The 19,987-nt window shown below is 72.0% G+C and carries 16 protein-coding genes; 12 read left to right on the top strand and 4 right to left on the bottom strand.

Features of this window, described 5'->3' with window-relative positions:
* Positions 1–32 precede the first annotated feature (32 nt).
* The 4 genes from ABZV94_RS20245 (at position 33) to ABZV94_RS20230 (ending at position 3,903) form a co-directional block, all read left to right on the top strand.
* Positions 33–1,298: a ParA family protein gene (locus ABZV94_RS20245; protein ID WP_356341972.1), complete on the top strand. Its 1,266-nt coding sequence runs from the start codon at positions 33–35 to the stop codon at positions 1,296–1,298.
* Entirely contained in the window at positions 1,295–2,533 is a 1,239-nt protein-coding gene (locus tag ABZV94_RS20240; RefSeq protein ID WP_356341969.1) for a ParB/RepB/Spo0J family partition protein, read from the top strand. The genes ABZV94_RS20245 and ABZV94_RS20240 overlap by 4 nt, the downstream gene beginning before the upstream one ends.
* A 157-nt stretch (positions 2,534–2,690) precedes the next feature.
* Positions 2,691–3,464 (top strand): GNAT family N-acetyltransferase, encoded by a 774-nt coding sequence (locus tag ABZV94_RS20235; protein WP_356341967.1) that lies wholly within the window; start codon positions 2,691–2,693, stop codon positions 3,462–3,464.
* A 109-nt stretch (positions 3,465–3,573) separates the two neighbouring features.
* Positions 3,574–3,903 (top strand): nuclear transport factor 2 family protein, encoded by a 330-nt coding sequence (locus tag ABZV94_RS20230; protein ID WP_356341965.1) that lies wholly within the window; start codon positions 3,574–3,576, stop codon positions 3,901–3,903.
* 45 nt (positions 3,904–3,948) lie between these two features.
* On the opposite strand, the gene ABZV94_RS20225 is transcribed toward ABZV94_RS20230, so the two are convergent.
* Positions 3,949–5,013: an NAD(+)/NADH kinase gene (locus ABZV94_RS20225; protein WP_356341963.1), complete on the bottom strand. Its 1,065-nt coding sequence runs from the start codon at positions 5,011–5,013 to the stop codon at positions 3,949–3,951.
* A gap of 217 nt (positions 5,014–5,230) precedes the next feature.
* Here ABZV94_RS20225 and ABZV94_RS20220 point away from each other — a divergent pair, with 217 nt between their 5' ends.
* The 3 genes from ABZV94_RS20220 (at position 5,231) to ABZV94_RS20210 (ending at position 8,953) form a co-directional block, all read left to right on the top strand.
* Positions 5,231–6,022, top strand: a complete 792-nt coding sequence (locus ABZV94_RS20220) for an aquaporin (RefSeq protein ID WP_356341961.1) — start codon at positions 5,231–5,233, stop codon at positions 6,020–6,022.
* Positions 6,023–6,182: 160 nt separating this feature from the next.
* The gene (locus tag ABZV94_RS20215) at positions 6,183–6,596 is read left to right on the top strand and encodes an ATP-binding protein (RefSeq protein WP_356341958.1); all 414 of its coding nucleotides are present in this window, start codon (positions 6,183–6,185) and stop codon (positions 6,594–6,596) included.
* Complete coding sequence (locus tag ABZV94_RS20210) at positions 6,548–8,953, top strand: LuxR C-terminal-related transcriptional regulator (RefSeq protein ID WP_356341956.1); 2,406 nt, start codon at positions 6,548–6,550, stop codon at positions 8,951–8,953. Before ABZV94_RS20215 ends, ABZV94_RS20210 begins: the two co-directional genes overlap by 49 nt.
* 19 nt (positions 8,954–8,972) lie before the next feature.
* Here ABZV94_RS20210 and ABZV94_RS20205 read toward each other — a convergent pair whose 3' ends face one another.
* The 3 genes from ABZV94_RS20205 to ABZV94_RS20195 form a co-directional block, all read right to left on the bottom strand.
* On the bottom strand, positions 8,973–9,500 hold the full coding sequence (locus tag ABZV94_RS20205) for an SRPBCC family protein (protein WP_356341954.1): 528 nt from the start codon (positions 9,498–9,500) through the stop codon (positions 8,973–8,975).
* Positions 9,501–9,900: 400 nt separating this feature from the next.
* Positions 9,901–10,869 carry an amidohydrolase family protein gene (locus ABZV94_RS20200; protein ID WP_356341952.1) on the bottom strand — a complete coding sequence of 323 codons (969 nt, stop codon included), beginning with the start codon at positions 10,867–10,869 and terminating at the stop codon, positions 9,901–9,903.
* Between the two features lie 206 nt (positions 10,870–11,075).
* Positions 11,076–12,119 (bottom strand): LacI family DNA-binding transcriptional regulator, encoded by a 1,044-nt coding sequence (locus ABZV94_RS20195; protein WP_356341950.1) that lies wholly within the window; start codon positions 12,117–12,119, stop codon positions 11,076–11,078.
* A gap of 246 nt (positions 12,120–12,365) precedes the next feature.
* Here ABZV94_RS20195 and ABZV94_RS20190 point away from each other — a divergent pair, with 246 nt between their 5' ends.
* The 5 genes from ABZV94_RS20190 to ABZV94_RS20170 are packed head-to-tail and all read left to right on the top strand — an operon-like array spanning position 12,366 to position 19,841.
* Positions 12,366–13,661 carry an extracellular solute-binding protein gene (locus tag ABZV94_RS20190; RefSeq protein WP_356341947.1) on the top strand — a complete coding sequence of 432 codons (1,296 nt, stop codon included), beginning with the start codon at positions 12,366–12,368 and terminating at the stop codon, positions 13,659–13,661.
* Between the two features lie 6 nt (positions 13,662–13,667).
* Complete coding sequence (locus ABZV94_RS20185) at positions 13,668–14,579, top strand: sugar ABC transporter permease (protein ID WP_356341945.1); 912 nt, start codon at positions 13,668–13,670, stop codon at positions 14,577–14,579.
* Positions 14,576–15,514, top strand: a complete 939-nt coding sequence (locus tag ABZV94_RS20180) for a carbohydrate ABC transporter permease (RefSeq protein WP_356341943.1) — start codon at positions 14,576–14,578, stop codon at positions 15,512–15,514. Before ABZV94_RS20185 ends, ABZV94_RS20180 begins: the two co-directional genes overlap by 4 nt.
* Before the next feature lie 51 nt (positions 15,515–15,565).
* A complete protein-coding gene (locus tag ABZV94_RS20175; RefSeq protein ID WP_356341941.1) occupies positions 15,566–16,828 on the top strand; it encodes a glycosyl hydrolase in 1,263 nt (420 codons plus the stop codon).
* A complete protein-coding gene (locus tag ABZV94_RS20170) occupies positions 16,821–19,841 on the top strand; it encodes a glycoside hydrolase family 38 C-terminal domain-containing protein (protein WP_356341938.1) in 3,021 nt (1,006 codons plus the stop codon). The genes ABZV94_RS20175 and ABZV94_RS20170 overlap by 8 nt, the downstream gene beginning before the upstream one ends.
* Positions 19,842–19,987 lie beyond the last annotated feature (146 nt).

Below are 19,987 nucleotides of genomic sequence, written 5' to 3'. Positions count from 1 at the left end.
ATTCGACCATCCGCGTTAGTAAGGTGTCCTCCATGAGTTCTCCAGCCACCTCCAGCGACCGCGAGAAGGTCGTCTCCAAGCTGCCGGGCTGGCTCCGGCAGAACCTCAAGGTCAGAGCGGCCCAGCTCGGCATCGAGATCCAGACCGCCGTCGAACAGGGCGTCCGGGACTGGTGCGCGCTGGCCTCCGCCACCGCCCCCGTCGACACCGCGGGCGCCGACTCCTTCTCCACCTTCCTGCCGCCCGGCCAGTGGGAGGAGTTCCGCCGGACCGCCGAGGACCGCAGGGTCTCCCTCATCCAGGGCCTGGCGCAGTCCGTCCAGCTCTGGCTGGACACCAACCCGGCGCCCGATGTCGTACGCCCCGCGGTGACCCGCCGCATCGTCATCTGCAACCAGAAGGGCGGCGTGGGCAAGACCGCCATCACCGCCGGCCTCGGCGAGGCGCTGGCCGAGTCTCCGGACGCCCTGCACCCCGTACGCGTGGCGAAGGCGCTCGCCAAGGCCCTGCGCGACAGCGAGACGGGCGTCGACGCCGCGGAGCCGGAGGACGACCCGCTGGGGGTCGAGAACCTGCCGGGGCTCGGGATGCGGGTCCTGCTGGTCGACTTCGACCCGCAGTGCCACCTCACCAACCAACTCGGCGCCACCCCCCTGCCGATGAACGGCGACAGCCTCACCAACCACATGGCCGGAGACCCCAAGGGCGACCTGCGCGACCTCGTCGTCTCCATCGACGAGGAGAAGTTCGGCGGCCGGCTGCACCTGCTGCCCGCGTGCAACGACGCCTTCCTCCTCGACGTGCGGCTGTCCGCCGTACGGGCCCGGGAAGCGGCCCTCGAACGGGCCCTCGCGCCCCTGGAGTCGGACTACGACGTCATCCTCATCGACTGCCCGCCGAGCCTCGGCCTCAGCATGGACGCGGCGGCCTACTACGGCCGGCGCCGCGACGGCGAGAAGCCCGGCCAGTCCGGCGCGCTCATCGTCGTCCAGGCCGAGGACAGCTCCGCCGACGCCTACGAGCTGCTGACCACGCAGATCGAGGACCTGCGCGCGGACCTCCAGGTCGACATCGACTACCTCGGCATCGTCGTCAACCTCTACGACTCGCGCCGCGGTTACATCGCCACCTCCTCCCTCCAGGGATGGGTCGACATAAAGGATCCGCGGGTCGTCGGCCTCATCGGAGACCTCAAGGAGCAGAAGGAAGCCGTGCGGATGAAGCAGCCCCTGCTGTCCTACGCACCCAAGTCCCAGCAGGCCATCGGCATGCGTGCGCTGGCCCGGGAGATCTCATGAGCAAGGCCGAGCAGCTGGGGGCAGGACGCTTCGGCGGCGCCCGCACCGTCAGCGCGCGCCGGCAGGCCGTGGCCGCCGCGACCGGTGTGCCGACCGAGGGCGTCGCACCCCCCACCGAACTGCCCATCCACCGGATCAGCCCCAACCCCGACAACCCCCGCTCCCGGCTCGGTGATCTGACCGACCTCGCGGGGAGCCTGAAGACCCATGGCCAGAAGCAGGCCATCACGGTCATGAACCGGGACGCCTACCTCAAGGCCAACCCCGACCGCGAGGGCGACCTCGAACCGGACACCACCTACGTCGTCATCGACGGCAGCAGCCGGCTCGCCGCCGCCCGGGAGGCCGGGCTGACCACCGTCAAGGTCATGGTCAGCGACGACCAGGGCAACACGTCCGAGGAACTGCTGGAGTCGGCCCTCGTGGCCAACATCCACCGCCAGGACCTGGGCGAGCTCGACGAGGCCCGTGCCCTGCAACGGCTGCTCGCCATCCACGGCAGCCAGACCGCGCTGGCCAAGCGGCTGCACCGGTCCCAGGGCTGGGTGTCCCAGCGGCTCGCCCTGCTGACGCTCACCCCCGAACTCCAGGCGCGCATCGGCCAGGAGCCCATCGACCTGCTCCGGGCGGTCGGCAAGAAGCCGGCCGAGGAGCAGGAGGCGGCCCTGGAGGCCCTCAAGGCGGAACGGGCGCGCGCCGAGGCGGAACGCCTGGCCCGCAGGGAGGCGGAGAAGCTCGCGCGCGAGGTTCCCCAGCCGCCGGAGCCCCAGCCGGAGCGTGAACCGGAACCGCGGCCGGTGGCCGTGGCACCGGCCGCACCCGAGGAGCCGACCGTGGCGCCCGGCACCGCGCAGCCGGAGCCCTCCGTCCCGGCGACACGCCCGGCTCCTGTGACGGTTCATCCGGCCGCGCCGGCCGCGCCGAGCGCCCCGGCCCCCGGCCCGGATGCGGCACCGTCCGCGACCGTTGCGGACACGGCGGTTCCCGAGCCCCGTACGACCCCGGGCGCCGCCGCTCCCGCCGTACGGCCGGCCGGCGCGGAGCAGCCCGTGCGCAGGCTGCCGTACGACGAGCCCGGCTCGCTCGCCATGCTGCTGGACCAGAAGATCGAGGACGACGACGTGTTCTTCGACCTGATCCGGTTCCTCGGGCTGCGCGCGCTCCAGCGCGACCCCGCCCGCCTCGGCGAGCTGGGCCGGTTCCTGGCCGACCAGCCCGCGGCCAAGGTCGACTGACCACGGCCCCGTCGCACGCCGCACGCCCCGCGTCCGTCCGGCCGCGGGGCGCGGGCCGTAGGCCGTAGGTCCTGGGCGGGAGCGGTGACACTGGGCGCACCTTAAGCGTGTCATACGTTTCGACACCTGATGTCATTCAAAAGGTGGGCTGGAACCCATGACAACCGCACTTGACACCGGGCAGCTGGCCCGGGTCACCGCCAACTTCCGCCAGTACCTCATGGGGTGGGGTGCGGAGCTGAGTGAGTGGGGAGACCCGGACCACTACCGCAGCGGGCTGGCCCAGCCCCAGTTCAACTGTGTCGTGCGGCTGCGGTCGCTGGACGTCGTCGAGGAGTCGATGGCCACCGCGCGGGCCCGGCTCGCGGGCGTGCCCTGGTGGTGGTGGGTCGGCCCGGACAGTCCGGCGGGGACCGCGGAGGCGCTCGCCGGTCTGGGAGCGGTGTCCCTCGGTGCCGCACCCCTGATGGCGCGCTCCCTCGACCAGGCCGAGCAGACCGAGGAGCCGTCGCCCGGCCTGCGGGTGGAGGAGGTCGGGGACGGGAACCGGCTGCGGGAACTGGTCCGCACCTACAGTGCCTCGATGGGGGTCTCGCCGAGCCTGGAGGACGGCGTGGTGCGCGTCGAGGCCGGGCGGCCCGACAACGCGGACGTCGTTCGTCTCGCCGCGGTGCTCGACGGTCGCGTGGTCGGTACGACGGTGGTCATGATGGCGCACGAGGTGGCCGGTGTCTTCCTGGTCCATGTCGCGGAGCCCTACCGCCGGCGGGGCGTCGGCGGTGCCCTGACGACGGCGGCGCTGCGGGCGGGGCGGGAGCGCGGGATGCGCCTGGCCGCGCTCGGGGCGAGCCCGATGGGTGAGCCCCTGTACCGGCGTTTCGGCTTCGAGACCGTCGCGCAGTACCACCTGTTCTCCGGACCCGCTGCGTGACTGGCGGCAGATCGGCGGCTCGGATGCTGCGTCGTCGGCGCGTACGAACTCTTCGAGGTGCCGGCTCCGGAACCGGCCCAGTGACCCTTTCCCGTGAGGAGCGGCTGCCATGACCGACATCGAACTTCCCGACGCCATCAGGGCGTTCATCGAAGCGACCAACGCCGGTGACTCCGAGGCCTTCGTGGCCGCCTTCACCCCGGACGCGTACCTGAACGACTGGGGGCGCGAGTTCCACGGGCGCGCCGGGGTCAGCGACTGGAACCGCACCGACAACATCGGTGTGCAGGCGCACTTCGACCTGGTCTCGGCGCAGCGGGACCCGGCGGACGGCCGCTACCTGCTGACGCTGAAGGTGTCCGGCAACGGCTACAACGGCACCGGGCCCATGGCCTTCGAACTGCGCGACGGGCTGATCTCCAGCCTGCGGATCAGCTAGGGCCTGCCGCCGGCACGCGGCTGCCGCCCCCGGCCGGGGGCCCGCTCACCGAGCGGCGGCCGGCGGGGGCAGTCGCATGCCGGCGAGGTCGGGCGGGATGGGCGTGTCGGGCCGGAAGAACGGCGCCGAGGGTCCGTCCTGCGCCGTGGCGGGGGCGTCGGTGAGGTGGAAGCGGCCCCGGAGACGGCCGTAGAAGTCCGTCGGGTGCAGGCGGATCAACCGCACCCGGTCCGGGGCGCGGAAGACGCCGATCCAGTCACCGGGGTCGAGCACACCGCGCAGCTGGCCGTCGATGCTCACCGCGGCCTGCCCGGAGTGGGGCAGGACGCGCAGGGCGACCGGTTCGTCGGGCGCGGCGACGATGCTGCGGTTGAAGGTCATGTGCGGCGCGATGGGGGTGAAGACGACCGCGTCCATGTGCGGGGAGAGCACGGGGCCGCCGGCGGCGAAGCTGTAGGCGGTGGACCCGGTGGGCGTGGCCACGGCCAGCGCGTCGGCCGAGTACGACGCCAGCAGCCGGCCCGCCAGGTAGACGCCGACGCTCACCTGGCGGTCGCGGGCGAGCTTCTCCAGCACCACGTCGTTGAGCGCGTTGACGTCCAGGGCGACGCCCCAGCCCTCGCCCTCGGTGGTCTCCGGCCGGACGTGCGGGGCGGGCAGCGCGGGGCCGCGCCCGTACAGCAGCAGGCCCTCCATGCCCGGCGGTATCTCCAGCGGGCGCGACGCGCGCATGGTGAGGGTCATGCGTTCCTCGACGACGGCGTGGTCGTCGTGAACGGCGTCCAGGGCGGCCGTCACCTCGCCCGCCGGCACCTCGGTGAGGAAGCCGACCTTGCCCAGGTCGACCCCGAGCACGCTCGCCCCGCTCTTGACGGCGATCCGGGCGCCCCGCAGGAAGGTGCCGTCGCCTCCGAGGGTGACGACGAGGTCGGGGTTCCCCGCGGCCTCCGCCTCCTCGCGTCCGCCGCGCCGGCCGTGGTCCTTGGCCCACACGTCGATGTCGGTGCACGGGATACCGCGGGCGTCGCTCCACCGGTGCACGGTCAGCGCCGCTTCCCGGGCGGCGGCCCGTCCCTGATGAACCACGAGGCCTATGCGTTGTATGGGCATGCTGACATCATGCAACACATAACAGCAGGTGGCACAGCGGAGAGCACCTGACTTCCCATGGGTTGACGCCACTGAGATGTGCGAGGTGACTTCACCACGGCATTGTGGGGATCGCCCCACGCGCCGGTTGGTGCAGGCTCGATTTCACCGGGTCGTGGTGGCTGGAAGGCTGCGCAGTGAGCGTCCCCGCTTCCATCGCCGTGCCGAGGTGACCCGTATGACCGCGTCCGCCCGCCGTCCCGCCGCCGTACCCACCGGACAGGTGTGGTGCGAGTTCGCCCTCACGACCGTGCTGCTCTTCCTGGTGGTGACCATCGTGCGCTGGGTCCGCGTACCCGCGTCGCCGCTGTACGTCGGCGATCTGCGCCTTGCTCTCGCGGTGGTCGGACCGGTCGCCGGACTGCTGATCACCGGGCTGATCCTGTCACCGTGGGGGCGCCGCAGCGGCGGACACATGAATCCTGCGGTGACCGTCGCCGTATGGCTGATGGACGTCTTCCCCGGGGTCAGCGTCCTGCCCTACATCGCCGCCCAGCTGGCGGGCTCCGTACTCGGGGCGTCCCTCGGGCGGCTGGTGTGGGGCCCGGTCGTGTCCACGGTCGGCTTCGGCGCGCTGCGGCCCGCCCCGGCCTGGCCGGCGTCGGCCGTGTTCCTCGCGGAGACCGGATCCATCCTCGTGCTGGCCCTCGCCGTCGGCTTCCTGCTGGCCTATCCGGCGTTCGGCCGGTGGCTGCCGGCGACGGTGGGGGTGTGCATCGCGCTCATCATCGTCATCCTCGGCCCGCTCAGCGGTGGTTCCGCCAACCCCGCGCGGCAGTTCGGACCCGCCCTGCTCGCCGGCCGGTTCACCGACCTGGTGACCTACATGGTGGCGCCGATCCTCGGCGCCGTGCTCGGGGCGTCGGTGCACCATCTGCTCTACCGCCGGTTCCAGTTGCGCGAGCCGATCACCTACAAGCTCGCCGGCACCGGGGACGCCGCCCAGAGCGCCGAGACGCCGCGGGTGTGACAGGTTCCTCGGCCCGGCCCCGGCGCCCGCTTTCCCGGTCACAGGTGATTTCCCGGGGAATGCTGATTCCTTCCCGAGGAAACCGGCGGTGGGGCGGGTGGGACGCGGCTGCGTCAACCCCGCCTTGATAGGCCAACGGCGCCCGGGGGAGACTTCACGGGTGATCCAGCCCGGCGACCGACCCGAAACTCTCGTGGGACGACTGCGAGAAATCGACTTCCTCCAGCGATTCGTCCACCAGAGCGGAGTGAACGGCGGCACCCTCCTGCTGTCCGGAGAGCCGGGTGTGGGGAAGACGGCCCTGCTGGAGGCGACCGCCGGCACCGCCCGCGCGTCGGGGACGACGGTCCTGCGCGTGACGGGGGCCGAGTTCGAGGCCGAGGTCAGCTTCGCCGGGCTCAATCAGGCCCTGTTTCCCCTGATCGACGAGTTTCGGCGCTCGGCGACGAACACGCCGGGGCACTGCGGGTCGCCCTGGGCTTCGAGGTCGGCCCCGCTCCCGACCGGCTCCTGCTGTCCAACGCCGTGGCTCTGCTGCTGCGACGGGTGGCCGCGCGGGCACCGCTGCTGCTGATCATCGACGACCTCCCCTGGCTCGACCGGGCCAGTGCGGTGGTGCTGAGCTTCGCGGCACGCCGGCTGATCGGCAGCAGGGCCGGCCTGCTGGCGGCCTTCAGAACGGGATCGGCCGGCTATTTCGACACCAGCGGCCTGCCCGAGCTGCCGTTGCACGCGCTCGACGACGAAGCCGCCGCCCGGTTGCTGGCCGAGCGCTTCCCCGGCCTCGACCCCCAGGTGCGCGCGCGGGTCCTGAGCACCGCGCAGGGCAATCCCCTGGCGCTGCTCGAACTCCCGCACGCCGTGCGGGAGACGCGGCGCGGCCCCGCCGAGCCCGTGCCCCGGATACTCCCGCTGAACCAGCGCCTTCAGGGACTGTTCGCGGCCCGGGTGGCGGCCCTGCCCGCCGCGACCCGTACCCTGCTGCTCACCGCCGCGCTGGAGAGCACCGGTGACCTCAGCGCGCTCCAGGCCGCGGCCGGCGCCGCCTACCGGCTCGACGATCTCGCACCCGCCGAGCAGGACCAGCTCGTCCGGGTCGCGGCCGCCTCGCACACCGTCGCCTTCCGGCACCCGCTGATCCGGTCCGCCGTCGTGACCGAGTCGACGTCCGCGGAACGCCGTCGGGTGCACCGGGCCCTGGCGGAGGTCCACCGCGACGACCTCGAACGCCGGGCCTGGCACCTGGGCGAGGCCACCGTGGAACCCGACGAGGAGGTGGCCGCGCTGCTCCAGGAAGCGGCGCGCCGGGTCCGCGGACGCGGTGACTACCAGGCGGTGATCGCCCTGCTGTGCCGTGCCGCCGATCTCAGCCCGACACCGCAGGCACGCAGCCGCCGCCTCGCCGAGGCCGCCTACATCGGGGCGGAGGGCCTGGCGGAGACCAGGAGCGCCCTGGAACTGCTGCAAGGGGTCCGCCAGTCCAGCGAGCAGACACCCGCCTCCCTGAACTACGCGTCCGCGACCGCCTTCCAGCTCCTCGACGCGGACGGGCACGTCGACACCGCCCATCGCCTCCTGGTCGGCGCGATCGAAGCCTGGCCCAACCGCACGGACCCGCTGGACGAGGAACTCGTCACCGGACTGTGGACCCTCGCCCTGATCTGCCTCGTCGGCGGACGAGCCGAACTGTGGGAGGCCTTCCACGCGGCGACGGCGCGACTCGAGCCCGGGCCGCCGGAGATCATGACGCTGAGCATCGGCCTGTTCGCCGCCGACCCGGTGCGCACGGGGGTGGCCCTGCTGCCGGCCCTGGAGACCAGCCTGGCGACGATCCAGCACGAGACCGACCCCGCCATGGTGCAGAACGTGGCGGCGGCCGCGATCTACCCGGACCGCCTGGCCGCGGTACGTGAACCCCTGTGGCGGAGCATCCGGCAAGGAAGGGCCGGCGGGCCCGGCAGAAGGCGGATCGTCGCCCTCATGGACGTGTGCTTCGACGACTTCGTCCGGGGCGAGTGGGCCGAGGCCGGCGAACTCGCGGCCGAGGGTCTCGCGGTGTGCGAGGAGTTCGGGGGCAGGTTCTTCGGCTTCTACTTCCGCTACCACCAGGCTCTCCTCGCCGCCGTCCAGGGCCGGTTCGAGACCAGCCGCGCCCTCACCGACCAGATGATCGGCTGGGCCGGTCCGCGCGGTGTGGGCATGGCGCAGACGTACGCCCGCCACGCCCTGGTCCTGGCCCACCTCGGGGAGGGCGACTACGAGTCGGCCTACCAGCGGGCGACGGAGATCAGCCCCGCCGGGACCCTCGCCTCGCACGTACCGCACAGTCTCTGGGTGGCCCTGGAACTGGTCGAGGCCGCTGTCCGCACCGACCGCAGGACCGAGGCCGAACAGCATGTGCGCGCGCTGCGCGCGTCGGGCACCGCGGCCCTCTCGCCCCGGCTCGCGATGCGGGAGGCGGCCGCGGCGGCACTCGTCGCCGATGACGAGGCCCCGGAGCTGTTCGAACGCGCCCTGATGACGCCCCGGACCGGCGAGTGGCCCTTCGACACCGCGCGCGTCCGCCTGCTGTACGGCGAACGGCTGCGCCGCTCACGGGCGATGAACGAGGCGAAGGTCCAGCTCAAGGAGGCGTCCGACGCCTTCGAGAAGCTCGGTGCCACGCCCTGGGCGGCGCGTGCCGAACGGGAGCTGAGGGCGGCGGGGCAGGCCGCTCGCACCCCCGCCAACACCCGGGGCGCGGCCGCGCTGACGCCACAGGAACTGGAGATCGCGCGGCTGGCGGCGTCCGGCATGACGAACAAGGAGATCGGCGAACGGCTGTTCATCTCACCGCGTACGGTGAGCAGTCACCTGTACCAGATCTTCCCGAAGCTGGGCATCACCAAGCGGGCGGCCCTGCGGGACGCGCTCGGCAGCGACGACGCGTGACCGCTGTTCCGCGAGGCAGTCACCCCTTGCGGACCACCCCGTCGCCTCCGGACGCCTGTGCCTCCAGCCCCCTGAGCCACCCCTCCACCATGCGCCGGGCGGACGCCGGGTCCGCTTCCCGGCGTGCGATGGCGGCGGGGCCGCGCGCCGCGATCCCCGTGCGGACCAGGGTGCGACCGCCCAGGTCAAGGAGCAGCCACTCCTGGTACAGGCCGAGATCGCTGCCCTGCGCGAACCAGGCCAGGCGGCTGCCGGGGCTGCACTCGCCGACCCGTGCGCGCATCCGCAGGCCCTCCAGGCGGTAGGCGAACTCGCTGCCGCTCCGCAGCCCCGGCGGCTTTGGGTCCGCCATGGACCCGTCGTCGACCGGCGTGGCATCCCGTGCCCATGTGCACAGGTCGGCCAGGTGTGCGAAGACGGTTTCCGGCGGCGCGCCGATGTCGGTCTCGCCGACGGCCCAGAGGTCCGAGAAGTCCGGGGAGTAGCCGATCGGCCAGTGCAGAAGTCGGTGACCGTCCGGCTGATCCGGTCCGGGCGCATCGAACACGATGTCTTCCTCCGTGCGGCTCCTGGTGGTTCCTTCCCCCCACCAGGCTTCCGGACGGCACACGGACGGGCATCAGTCATTCGACGGGGTCGGCGCATGATCAGCGCCCCGGCTGGGCCCGGTCACCCCGCTCGGCCCCGCGCCACCCCACTCACAGTGGTCCACGCGAGCGGCACCCAGTCCGCATAGACGCTGACCACGGCATTGACCTCGGCAACGAGCTGGGCATCCGACGTGACCAAGGCCGTGGCGCAGCGCCGCCTCCACGGCCCGTCGGTCGACCGCGACGCGGAACCTGTACCGCCGGCACAGCGCACACGGTCGTCGCCGGCGTGGCAGTGCGAGGGCGATACGGCCGGTGCCGGCGAGCCCACAGCCCCCGACGGCATGTGTGGTCCGCTCAGTGCCCGGTGAGCAGGTCCGGCAGCAGCCGGGCCGCGTTGCGGGTGGTGAGCGCGCGCCAGGTGCCGCCGGCCGGCTGTTCGGCGGCGTCGACGGAGGCGATCTGCGCGACGGTGCCGGCGGCCGGGGTCCAGCAGTAGTCGCTGCCGTAGAGGAGGCGGTCGTAGCCGAAGGTCGTCGTGAGCACCGGGATCTGGTGCGGGAAGGGGCTGCCGGCCATGTCGAACCAGAGGCCGCGCAGCTGCTCCTGCACGGTGGGGCCGTCCTGGTCACCGAAGCCGAACACGGTCCGGAACAGCTCCATGCGGTCGGCGAGCAGCGGGAGCGCGCCACCACCGTGGGTGAAGACCCACTGGATGCGCGGGTAGCGGCGCAGCACTCCGCTGAACACCAGGTCGGAGACGGTACGGGTGGAGTCGAACAGGAACTCCAGCATGGGCCGGGGCCGGTCCAGGGCGACGGCCTCGTGGCAGGGCGGGGAGGTGGGGTGGACGAAGACGACGGCACCGCGCTCGTCGAGGTTCCGCCAGAGGGGTTCGAAGCGGGCGCTGCCGAGATAGGCGCCCGCGTGGTTGGTCTCGACGGCGACACCGTGGCTGCCGAGGACGTCGAGGGCGTGGGCGGCCTCGGCGAGCGCGCCGTCCACGTCGGGCAGCGGGAGGGAGGCGAAGTGCCCGAAGCAGCCGGGGTGTGCGCGCAGCACGTCCGCGGCGAACTCGTTGACCCGCCGGCTCAGCAGGCGCGCGGCGCGGTCGTCGCCGAAGTGCATACCGGGCGAGGAGACGGACAGCACACTGGTGCGGATGCCGTGGGCGTCCATGAGGTCCAGGTGCCCGGCCGCCGACCAGGTGGGGTAGCCCCGCATGCCGTCGGGGAGCAGATGTCCCGCGGCCTTGGCGGCCTCGACGTAGTCGGGGGTCACGAAGTGGGCGTGGACGTCGACGAGTTGCTCCGCTGTCGCGGTCACGGGGGAGGCCTCCCTCTCTGGCCGGCGGCATGGGCGGGGCGCGTGCCGCGGGCTGGGACGTACGGTCCCTGCGGCTGTGTGCGGCGGTGCCCCGGCCGGTTCCCCGATTCTCGTCAGGGGGTCCGCGGGAGGGCCATGGGGTGATCCCCACGGCCGGACACGGCGGGCATGGGGTGCACCCCATGGCGGCGGTCGGCGGCCCCTTCCTAGCGGGGCGCCCGCCCCGTGCTCTCCCGGGCTATGAGTTCGGGCAGCGGTACCTGGACGGTGCCCGGGGCGGCTCCGTCCAGCAGGGACACCAGTTCCCGGGCGGCCGTGCGGCCGAAGGCCACCGTGTCCCGGGAGAGCGCGGACAGCCAGGGCTTGACCATCCGGCACAGCGCGGAGTCCTCCCAGGAGACCACCGACACGTCGTCCGGCACGGTGAAGCCCAGTTCGGCCGCGGCGCCCACGCCCGCGACCGCCATCACGTCGTTGTCGTAGATCAGCGCCGTGGGCGCGGTGGCCGCGCTCAGCACCCGGCGGGTGACGGCGGCGCCTTGCGCGTCGGAGTAGTCGGTGGTCACCGAGCGGACCTCGGTCAGGCCGCGCCGCTCGGCCTCGGCGCGCAGGCTGCGTACCCGCCGCTGGGTGTGCGCGAGCCCGGGGAGCCCGGCGATGTGCACGATCCGCCGGTGGCCGAGCGCGTGCAGTTCCGCGACGACGGCGGCCATGGCGCCCGCGTCGTCGGCCCACACGGCCGACAGCCGGGGGTTGAGCCCGGCCGGCGCGCCGCCGATCACCACGGCGGGCAGGCCGAGTTCGTCGAGGAGAGCGGGGCGGGGGTCGTCGGTGCGGGGGTCGACCATGAGGACGCCGTCGACCCGGTGCTCGGCCCACCAGGTCCGGTATACCGCGCATTCGTCGGCAATGTCCTCTACAACTTGGAAGAGCAGGCCGAGGTGTCGCTCGGCCAGCACTTCCTGGATGCCCGAGACCAACTGGAGGAAGAACGAGTCCACACCGAGGGTGTGCGCGGGCCGGGCCAGTACGAACCCGACCGTGGCCGTGCCCTCGCCGGACAGCTGGCGTGCGGCGGTGCTCGGCCGCCAGCCGAGCTGTTCGGCCACCCTGCGCACCCGGGCCCGGGTCACCTCCGAGACGCCGGGGCGGTCGTTGAGGGCGAAGGAGACAGCGCTCTCGGAGACCCCGGCCCGCCGCGCGATGTCCTTCATCGTCGGCCGGCGCGCCGGTGAACGCTTGTCCGCCACTTCTGCTCCCCTTCCCTGACGTCGAGCACTAATGCGCTTGAGTCATGCCAGCCTAAAGCGCATTAGCGATCAGCAGCAAGACCCTTGTCTCTCCTTTACCAAACGCCTCTGACCTGCGGCTTTGTTCAACCTGAAGAACTTTTCCCCGGCATCCATTGACATTTTTCCGCCGAAGGATGCAAGGTCTGCCCCTGAACCTGTGGCCGGCACCGTCGCCGTGGCCCGCTGTCCGAAGGAGTTCCCGCCGTGCGCATATCCCGCAGAACCCTCGCCTCCGCTGTCGCCGTCGCGGCCCTGCTGCCGCTGAGTGCCTGCGGCTCCGGGAACGACGACAGTTCGTCGGGCGACGCCTCGGGCAAGATCCAGGGCGACATCACCTTCCAGACCTGGAACCTGAGGGCGAACTTCAAGTCGTACTTCGAGGGCGTCATCGCCGACTTCGAGCACCAGTACCCGGGCACCCACGTGAAGTGGGTCGACCAGCCCGCCGAGGGCTACGCGGACAAGCTCAGCGCGGAGGCGGCCGGCGGCACGCTGCCCGACGTCGTCAATGTCTCCCCCGACCTCGCCGCCCCGCTCGCCAAGGCGGGGCTCGCCCTGAACCTGGACAAGGACAAGGCGGCGGCGAAGTACAGGAGCGAGTACCTGCCCGGCGCGTGGAGCAGCACCGACATCCCGGGCCTGCCGGGCACCTGGGCGTTCCCCTGGTACCTGAACACCGGCCCGCTGTTCTACAACAAGGCCCTGTTCAAGGAGGCCGGCCTCAACCCCGACCAGCCGCCGAAGACGTACGCCGAACTGTTCAAGGACGGTCTTCAGATCTCCAAGAGGACCGACGGCAAGGTCGCCACCCTCGCCAACGTGCCGGCCGTCGAGGACTTCGGCCGCTACGGCGTCCAGCTGATGAACAAGGAAGGCACCGCCTTCACCTTCAACGACGCCAAGGGTGTCGAACTCCTCACCAAGTACAAGGAGTTGTACGACGCCAAGGCCCTCGACCCGCAGGCCCTGACCGCCACGCCCGAGTCGTCCGGCCGGAAGTTCCTCACCGGGGCCGTCGCCATGAACCCCGGCAGCGCGCTGGACCTGAAGAACTTCAAGACGCAGGCGCCGACCCTGTACAAGAACATCGGCATCACCGACCAGATCACCAGCACCGGGCACGTCAACATGTACGTGCAGAACGTGATGGTGAACGCCCAGTCCAAGCAGAAGCCCGCGGCCGTGGCCTTCGCGCACTTCGTCACCGACGCGAAGAACCAGATGGCCTTCGCCAAGAAGGTCGCCATCTTCCCGAGCACCGCCGGCACCCTGAACGACCCGTACTTCACCAAGGAGGACGGCACCGACGAGACCCGGGTCCGGGTGGCCGCCGCCAAGTCGCTGAAGACGGCCGTGAACTACACGCCGGTGCTGTTCAGCGACCAGATGAAGACCGCGCTCCAGCAGGAGGTCGACAAGGCGCTCCAGGGCAAGGAGAGCCCCAAGCAGGCGCTCGACAACGCTGTCAAGGCCTGCGACCAGCTGCTCAAGCAGGGCTGATCCGCCGTGGCCCTCTCCTCCCCCGCCCGCCGAGGCTCCCGGGTGCGGCGTCAGCTGCCCACCAGTCCGTGGCTGTTCGCCGCACCCGGGTTGCTGGTCACCGCCGCGTTCGTGCTGTACCCGTTCGTGTCGACCGTGGTGAACTCCTTCACCGACCGTCGCACGCTGATCCCGGGCCGGTTCGTCGGTCTCGCCAACTACCGCGAGATGCTCCACGACGACATGTTCTGGATCGCCCTGCGCAACAGCACGCTGTACATCCTCGGGGTCGTCCCCGCGCTCGTGATCCTGCCGCTGCTGCTGGCGCTGCTGGTGCAGAAGCACATCCCCGGCATCGCCTTCTTCCGGTCCGCCTTCTACACCCCGGTCGTGGCCTCGATCGTGGTCGTCGGCCTGATCTGGGTGTGGCTGCTGGACGAACGCGGTCTGGTCAACTCGCTGCTGGAGACGCTGGGCGCGAGCCCGGTCGGGTTCCTCAGCGACCAGTGGCTGATCCTGGTCAGTGCCATGGCGGTCACGGTGTGGAAGGGCCTCGGCTACTACATGATCATTTACCTGGCCGCGCTCGCGAACGTACCGCGCGAACTGCACGAGGCCGCCGCCGTGGACGGCGCGGGCGCGGTCCGCCGCTTCCTCAGCGTCACCGTGCCCGCCGTGCGGTCCACGATGGTCCTGGTGGCCGCGCTCGCCTCGGTGTCCGCCTTCAAGGTGTTCTCCGAGGTGTACCTGATGGCCGGCCCGACCGGCGGCCCGGCCGGCGAGGACACCACCCTCGTGATGCTCGTACAGCGCACCGGCACCGGCCTCAGCGGCCGGGTCGGCTACGCCTCCGCGATCTCCGTGGTGGTCTTCGTGATCACCGTGGTGCTGATGCTGCTGGTGCTGCGCGCGGACCGGAAGGACGAGGCCCAGGCATGACCGACACCCTGCGCACCCCCGGCGAGCGGACCGCCCGCCCGGGCCACCCGACGGCCGGCACCGCCCGGCGGACCGGCCGCCGCTCCCGTTTCACCGACGAGACCGGCCAGCGGGTCAGGCCCTGGGAACTCGTCCTGCGCTACCTGCTGCTGCTCGCCGTGCTGGCCCTGACGATCGGCCCGTTCCTGTGGCAGCTGTCGACCTCGCTGAAGGGCCCGACGGAGGACATCTACAGCTCCCCGCCGTCGTTCCTGCCCGAGCACCCCACCCTGCACAACTACAGCCGGGTCGCCGGCGTCATCCCCGTCTGGGACTACGCCCTGAACTCCCTCAAGGTCGCCGTCGCCAGCGTGGTCACCAACTGCGTCGGCTCCGCCCTGGCCGGCTACGCCCTGGCCCGGCTGCGCTACCGGGGCCGCGGGGCGCTGACCCTGGTGTTCATCCTGGCGCTGCTGGTGCCCGCCGAGAGCATCATCATCGCCCAGTTCACGACCATGCGGTCACTGGAGCTGAACAACACCCTCATCGGCGTGGTGCTGCCCGGCTGCGTCGGCGCGATGAACGTGCTGCTGATGCGCAACGCCTTCCTGAACCTGCCGTACGAGATCGAGGAGGCGGCCTTCGTCGACGGCGCCAACGTCTGGCAGCGGTTCCTGCGGATCGCGCTGCCCTCGGTCAAGGGCACCCTCGCCGTCGTCGCGATCTTCGCCTTCATGGGCGCCTGGGACGACTTCCTGTGGCCGCTGATCGTGCTCGGCGACCCGTCCAAGTTCACTCTCACCGTCGGCCTGAACTACCTGCACGGCACCTTCGCCAACGACCAGCGGCTGGTCGCCGCCGGCACGGTCATCGCCGTGGCCCCGCTCATCGTCCTCTTCGCCTGCCTCCAGCGGTACTTCTTCCGCGGGGTCGGCGAGGGTGCCGTCAAGGGCTGACCGCCGTACCGAGGGCTGACCGCCGTACCGAAACCCCCCGCAAGGACTTCCATGCCTCCTGCCGTGCGCTTCGGCGTCAACTACACCCCCAGCGAAGGGTGGTTCCACCACTGGCTCGACTTCGACCTCGACTCCGTACGCGCCGACCTGGACTCGATCGCCGCGCTCGGCCTGGACCACGTCCGGGTCTTCCCGCTGTGGCCGTACTTCCAGCCGAACCGGACTCTCATCCGGCCGCGCGCGGTGGAACAGCTCGTGGCCCTCGCCGACGCCGCCGCCGAACGCGGCCTGGACGTGAACGTGGACGGGTTGCAGGGCCACCTGTCCAGCTTCGACTTCCTGCCCGCCTGGACGCGCACCTGGCACCGGCGCAATCTCTTCACCGACCCCGACGTCATCGACGGCCAGGCCGCCTACCTGCGCACCCTCGCCGCCGCCCTCGCCGACCGGCCCAACTTCATCGGCATGACCGTCGGCAACGAGGTCAACCAGTTCAGCGCCGACCCCCACCCCGATCCCGACCGGGCCACCCCCGGGCAGATCGACACCTGGCTGGAGCGGATGCTCGCCGCCTGCGAGGAGGGCGCCCCGGGCCGGCTGCACCTGCACGCCGAGTACGACGCCACCTGGTACCAGCACGACATGCCGTTCACCCCGGCCCAGGCCGCACGGTACGGCGGCGTCACCGCCGTGCACTCCTGGGTGTTCAACGGCACCGCCCAGCGCCACGGCCGTACCTCCGTACCCAGCGAGCACCACGCCGCGTACCTGGTCGAGCTGAGCAAGGCGTGGGCGGACGACCCGCACCGGCCGGTCTGGCTCCAGGAGGTCGGAGCCCCCGCCCCGCTGATCCCCGCCGAGCACGCCGCCGCCTTCACCGAGGCGACCGTCACCAACGCCCTGGACTGCCCCGGCCTGTGGGGGATCACCTGGTGGTGCTCGCACGACGTCGCGCGCGGTCTCGCCGACTTCCCCGAACTCGAGTACACCCTCGGCCTGCTGACCAACGACCGGCAGCCGAAGGACACCGCACGGGTCCTGGCCGACGCGGCCCGCCGGACCCACCCCGCCCCGGCACCGCGCACCACCGCCCTCGTCGTACCGGCCGACCCCGAACAGCGCACCGCGCTGGCCCCGGGCGGGACGGTGTACGACGCCTTCTTCCGGCTGACCGCCGACGGCGCCCGGCCCACCACGGTCCTCGACGTCCGCGCGAACGACACGGATCATCTGCTGGCCCGTGGTATCACCGAGACCGTCACGGCCGAGCAGGTTCTCACCCCGCAGCACCGATGGAGCACCCCGCATGCATGACGACCGCACGCTGATCGAAGCCCGCCTCAAGCGTGTCCTCGACGAACGTATCCGCCCCGCCGTGTACCCCGAGTCCGTGCCGCTGGAGGTCGCGGTGTGGCACGCGCCGGGTGAGCCGGTCCCGGTCGAGGAGGGGCTCGCCGCCGAGGTGGAGCCGGTCGAGGTGGGGGCCCGGTGGGGTGCCCCCTGGGGGACGAGCTGGTTCCGGGTGACCGGGACCGTGCCCGAGGCCTGGGCGGGCCGGACGGTGGAGGCGATCCTCGACCTGGGCTTCGACGAGAACATGCCCGGTTTCCAGTGCGAGGGCCTGGTCTACCGTCCCGACGGCTCGCCGGTGAAGGGGCTGAACCCGCGCAACCAGTGGGTGCGCGTCGGGGCGCCGGTGGCGGGCGGGGAGGAGGTCCGCCTGCACATCGAGGCCGCCTCCAACCCGGTGATCCTGGACTACCACCCCTTCCTGCCCACGCAGCTCGGGGACAAGGAGACCGCCGGCAGCGAGCCGCAGTACACGCTCACCCGCATGGACCTCGCCGTGTTCGACGAGACGGTGTGGCAGCTGGTGATGGACCTGGAGGTCCTCGGTGAGCTGATGGCGGAGCTGCCCGGGGACTCCGCCCGCCGCTACGACATCCTGCGCGCCGTGGACCGTGCCCTGGACGTCGTCGACCTCCAGGACGTCAACGGCACTGCCGCGCGGGCCCGCGAGCAGCTGACCGGGGTCCTGTCGTCCCCCGCCGTGCCGTCCGCGCACCGGATCAGCGCGGTCGGTCACGCCCACATCGACTCCGCCTGGCTGTGGCCGCTGCGGGAGACGGTGCGGAAGGTGGCGCGGACGACGTCGAACATGACCGCGCTGCTGGAGGACGAGCCGGAGTTCGTCTTCGCGATGTCGCAGGCGCAGCAGTGGGCGTGGGTGAGGGACCATCGGCCCGAGGTGTGGGCGCGGGTGAAGAAGGCCGTCGCGGACGGCCGGTTCGTGCCGGCCGGCGGGATGTGGGTGGAGTCGGACACGAACATGCCCGGCTCGGAGGCGATGGCGCGGCAGTTCGTGCACGGCAAGCGGTTCTTCCTGGACGAGTTCGGGGTGGAGAACGAGGAGGCGTGGCTGCCGGACACGTTCGGGTTCGCCGCCGGGCTGCCGCAGATCATCAAGGCGGCCGGGTCGAAGTGGCTGCTGACGCAGAAGATCTCCTGGTCGCAGACGAACAAGTTCCCCCACCACACCTTCCAGTGGGAGGGGATCGACGGGACGCGGATCTTTACGCACTTCCCGCCGGTGGACACCTACAACTGCTCGATGAAGGGCAGCGAGATCGCCCACGCGGCGAAGAACTTCAAGGACAAGGGGCGGGCCCGGCACTCCCTGGCGCCGACCGGCTGGGGCGACGGGGGCGGCGGCACGACCCGGGAGATGGTCGCCAAGGCCGCCCGGCTGCGGGACCTGGAGGGCTCGGCGCAGGTGGTGTGGGAGACACCGCAGGCGTTCTTCGAGAAGGCCGAGGCCGAGTATCCCGAGCCGCCGGTGTGGGTGGGCGAGCTGTACCTGGAACTGCACCGGGCGACCCTGACCAGCCAGGCGAAGACCAAGCAGGGCAACCGGCGCAGCGAACACCTGCTGCGCGAAGCGGAGCTGTGGGCCGCCACCGCCGCGGTCCGGGCCGGGTTCCCCTACCCGTACGAGGAGCTGGACCGGATCTGGAAGACGGTCCTGCTGCACCAGTTCCACGACATCCTGCCCGGCTCGTCCATCGCCTGGGTCCACCGCGAGGCACGGGCCACCTATGAGCGTCTGGCCGGGGAACTGAACGCGATCATCGAGGGCGCCCAGCGGGCACTCGCCGGTGAGGGCAGCACCGAGCTGCTGTTCAACTCCGCGCCGCACGAGCGGGCGGGTGTGGTCGCGGGCGGTGCCGCCGCCCCCGCCGTCACCGGCGCCACCACGCTCGCTGCGCGCCCGGACGGCGGGTTCACGCTGGACAACGGACTGCTGCGGGTCGAGATCGACGCCCAGGGACTGGTGGTGTCCGCCTACGACATCACCGCCGACCGCGAGGCCATCGCCCCGGGCCGCGCCGCCAACCTCCTCCAGCTGCACCCCGACTTCCCCAACATGTGGGACGCCTGGGACGTGGACGAGTTCTACCGCAACACCGTCACCGACCTCACCGGCGCCGAGTCGGTCACGCCGGGCGAGGACGGCACCTGCGTGCGGGTCGTCCGGGCGTTCGGCGACTCCCGGGTCGCCCAGGTGCTGACGCTGCCGCCGGGCGAGCGGCGCCTGGTGGTGGACACCGAGGTCGACTGGCACGAGACGGAGAAGTTCCTCAAGCTGGCCTTCCCGCTCGACCTGCACGCCGAACGCTACGCCTCCGAGACCCAGTACGGGCACGCCTACCGGCCCACCCACACCAACACCTCCTGGGAGGCGGCGAAGTTCGAGGCCTGCAACCACCGCTTCCTGCACCTGGAGGAGCCCGGCTGGGGCGTCGCCGTCGTCAACGACTCCACCTACGGCCACGACGTCACCCGCACCGTCCGCACCGACGGCGACCAGGGCACCACCACCACGGTCCGCGTCTCTCTCCTGCGTGCCCCGCGCTTCCCCGACCCCGAGACCGACCAGGGCGTCCACCGCTTCCGGCACGCCCTCGTCCCCGGCGCCTCCATCGGTGACGCCGTCCGCGAGGGCTGGCGGATCAACCTCCCCGAACGCCGGCTCACCGGCGCCGCGGAGGTCGCCCCCCTGGTCACCGCCGACAACGACGCCGTCGTCATCACGGCCGTCAAACTCGCCGACGACGGCAGCGGAGACGTCGTGGTCCGCTTCCACGAAGCCCACGGCAGCCGGGTCCGGGCCACCCTCACCGCCGGCTTCGAAGTCGCCGGCCTCACCGTCACCGACCTGCTGGAGCGGCCCCTCGCGGACGCGGCCGCCCCGGAGCGCGACGGCGCACGGATCGCCGTACGCCTGCGCCCGTTCGAGCTGGTGACGCTGCGCCTGCGGCGGGCGTGACCGCAGGCACCGGGAAGGGGGCGCGGGGCGGCGGGGGGGGCGGGGCGGGCCCGGGGGGGGGGGGCGCGCCGGACGGCCCCCCCCACGGCCTGGTTGCCGCCCTGGCCGAGGGTGGGGGTGGTGCCGAGCCGACGGCCGGAGCGAGC

The sequence above is a fragment of the Streptomyces sp. NPDC004658 genome (genome assembly GCF_040609555.1).
In the GTDB taxonomy this organism is placed as follows: domain Bacteria; phylum Actinomycetota; class Actinomycetes; order Streptomycetales; family Streptomycetaceae; genus Streptomyces.
Note: the sequence above shows the minus strand (reverse complement) of the source record. Positions and strands in the feature narration are given on the sequence as shown.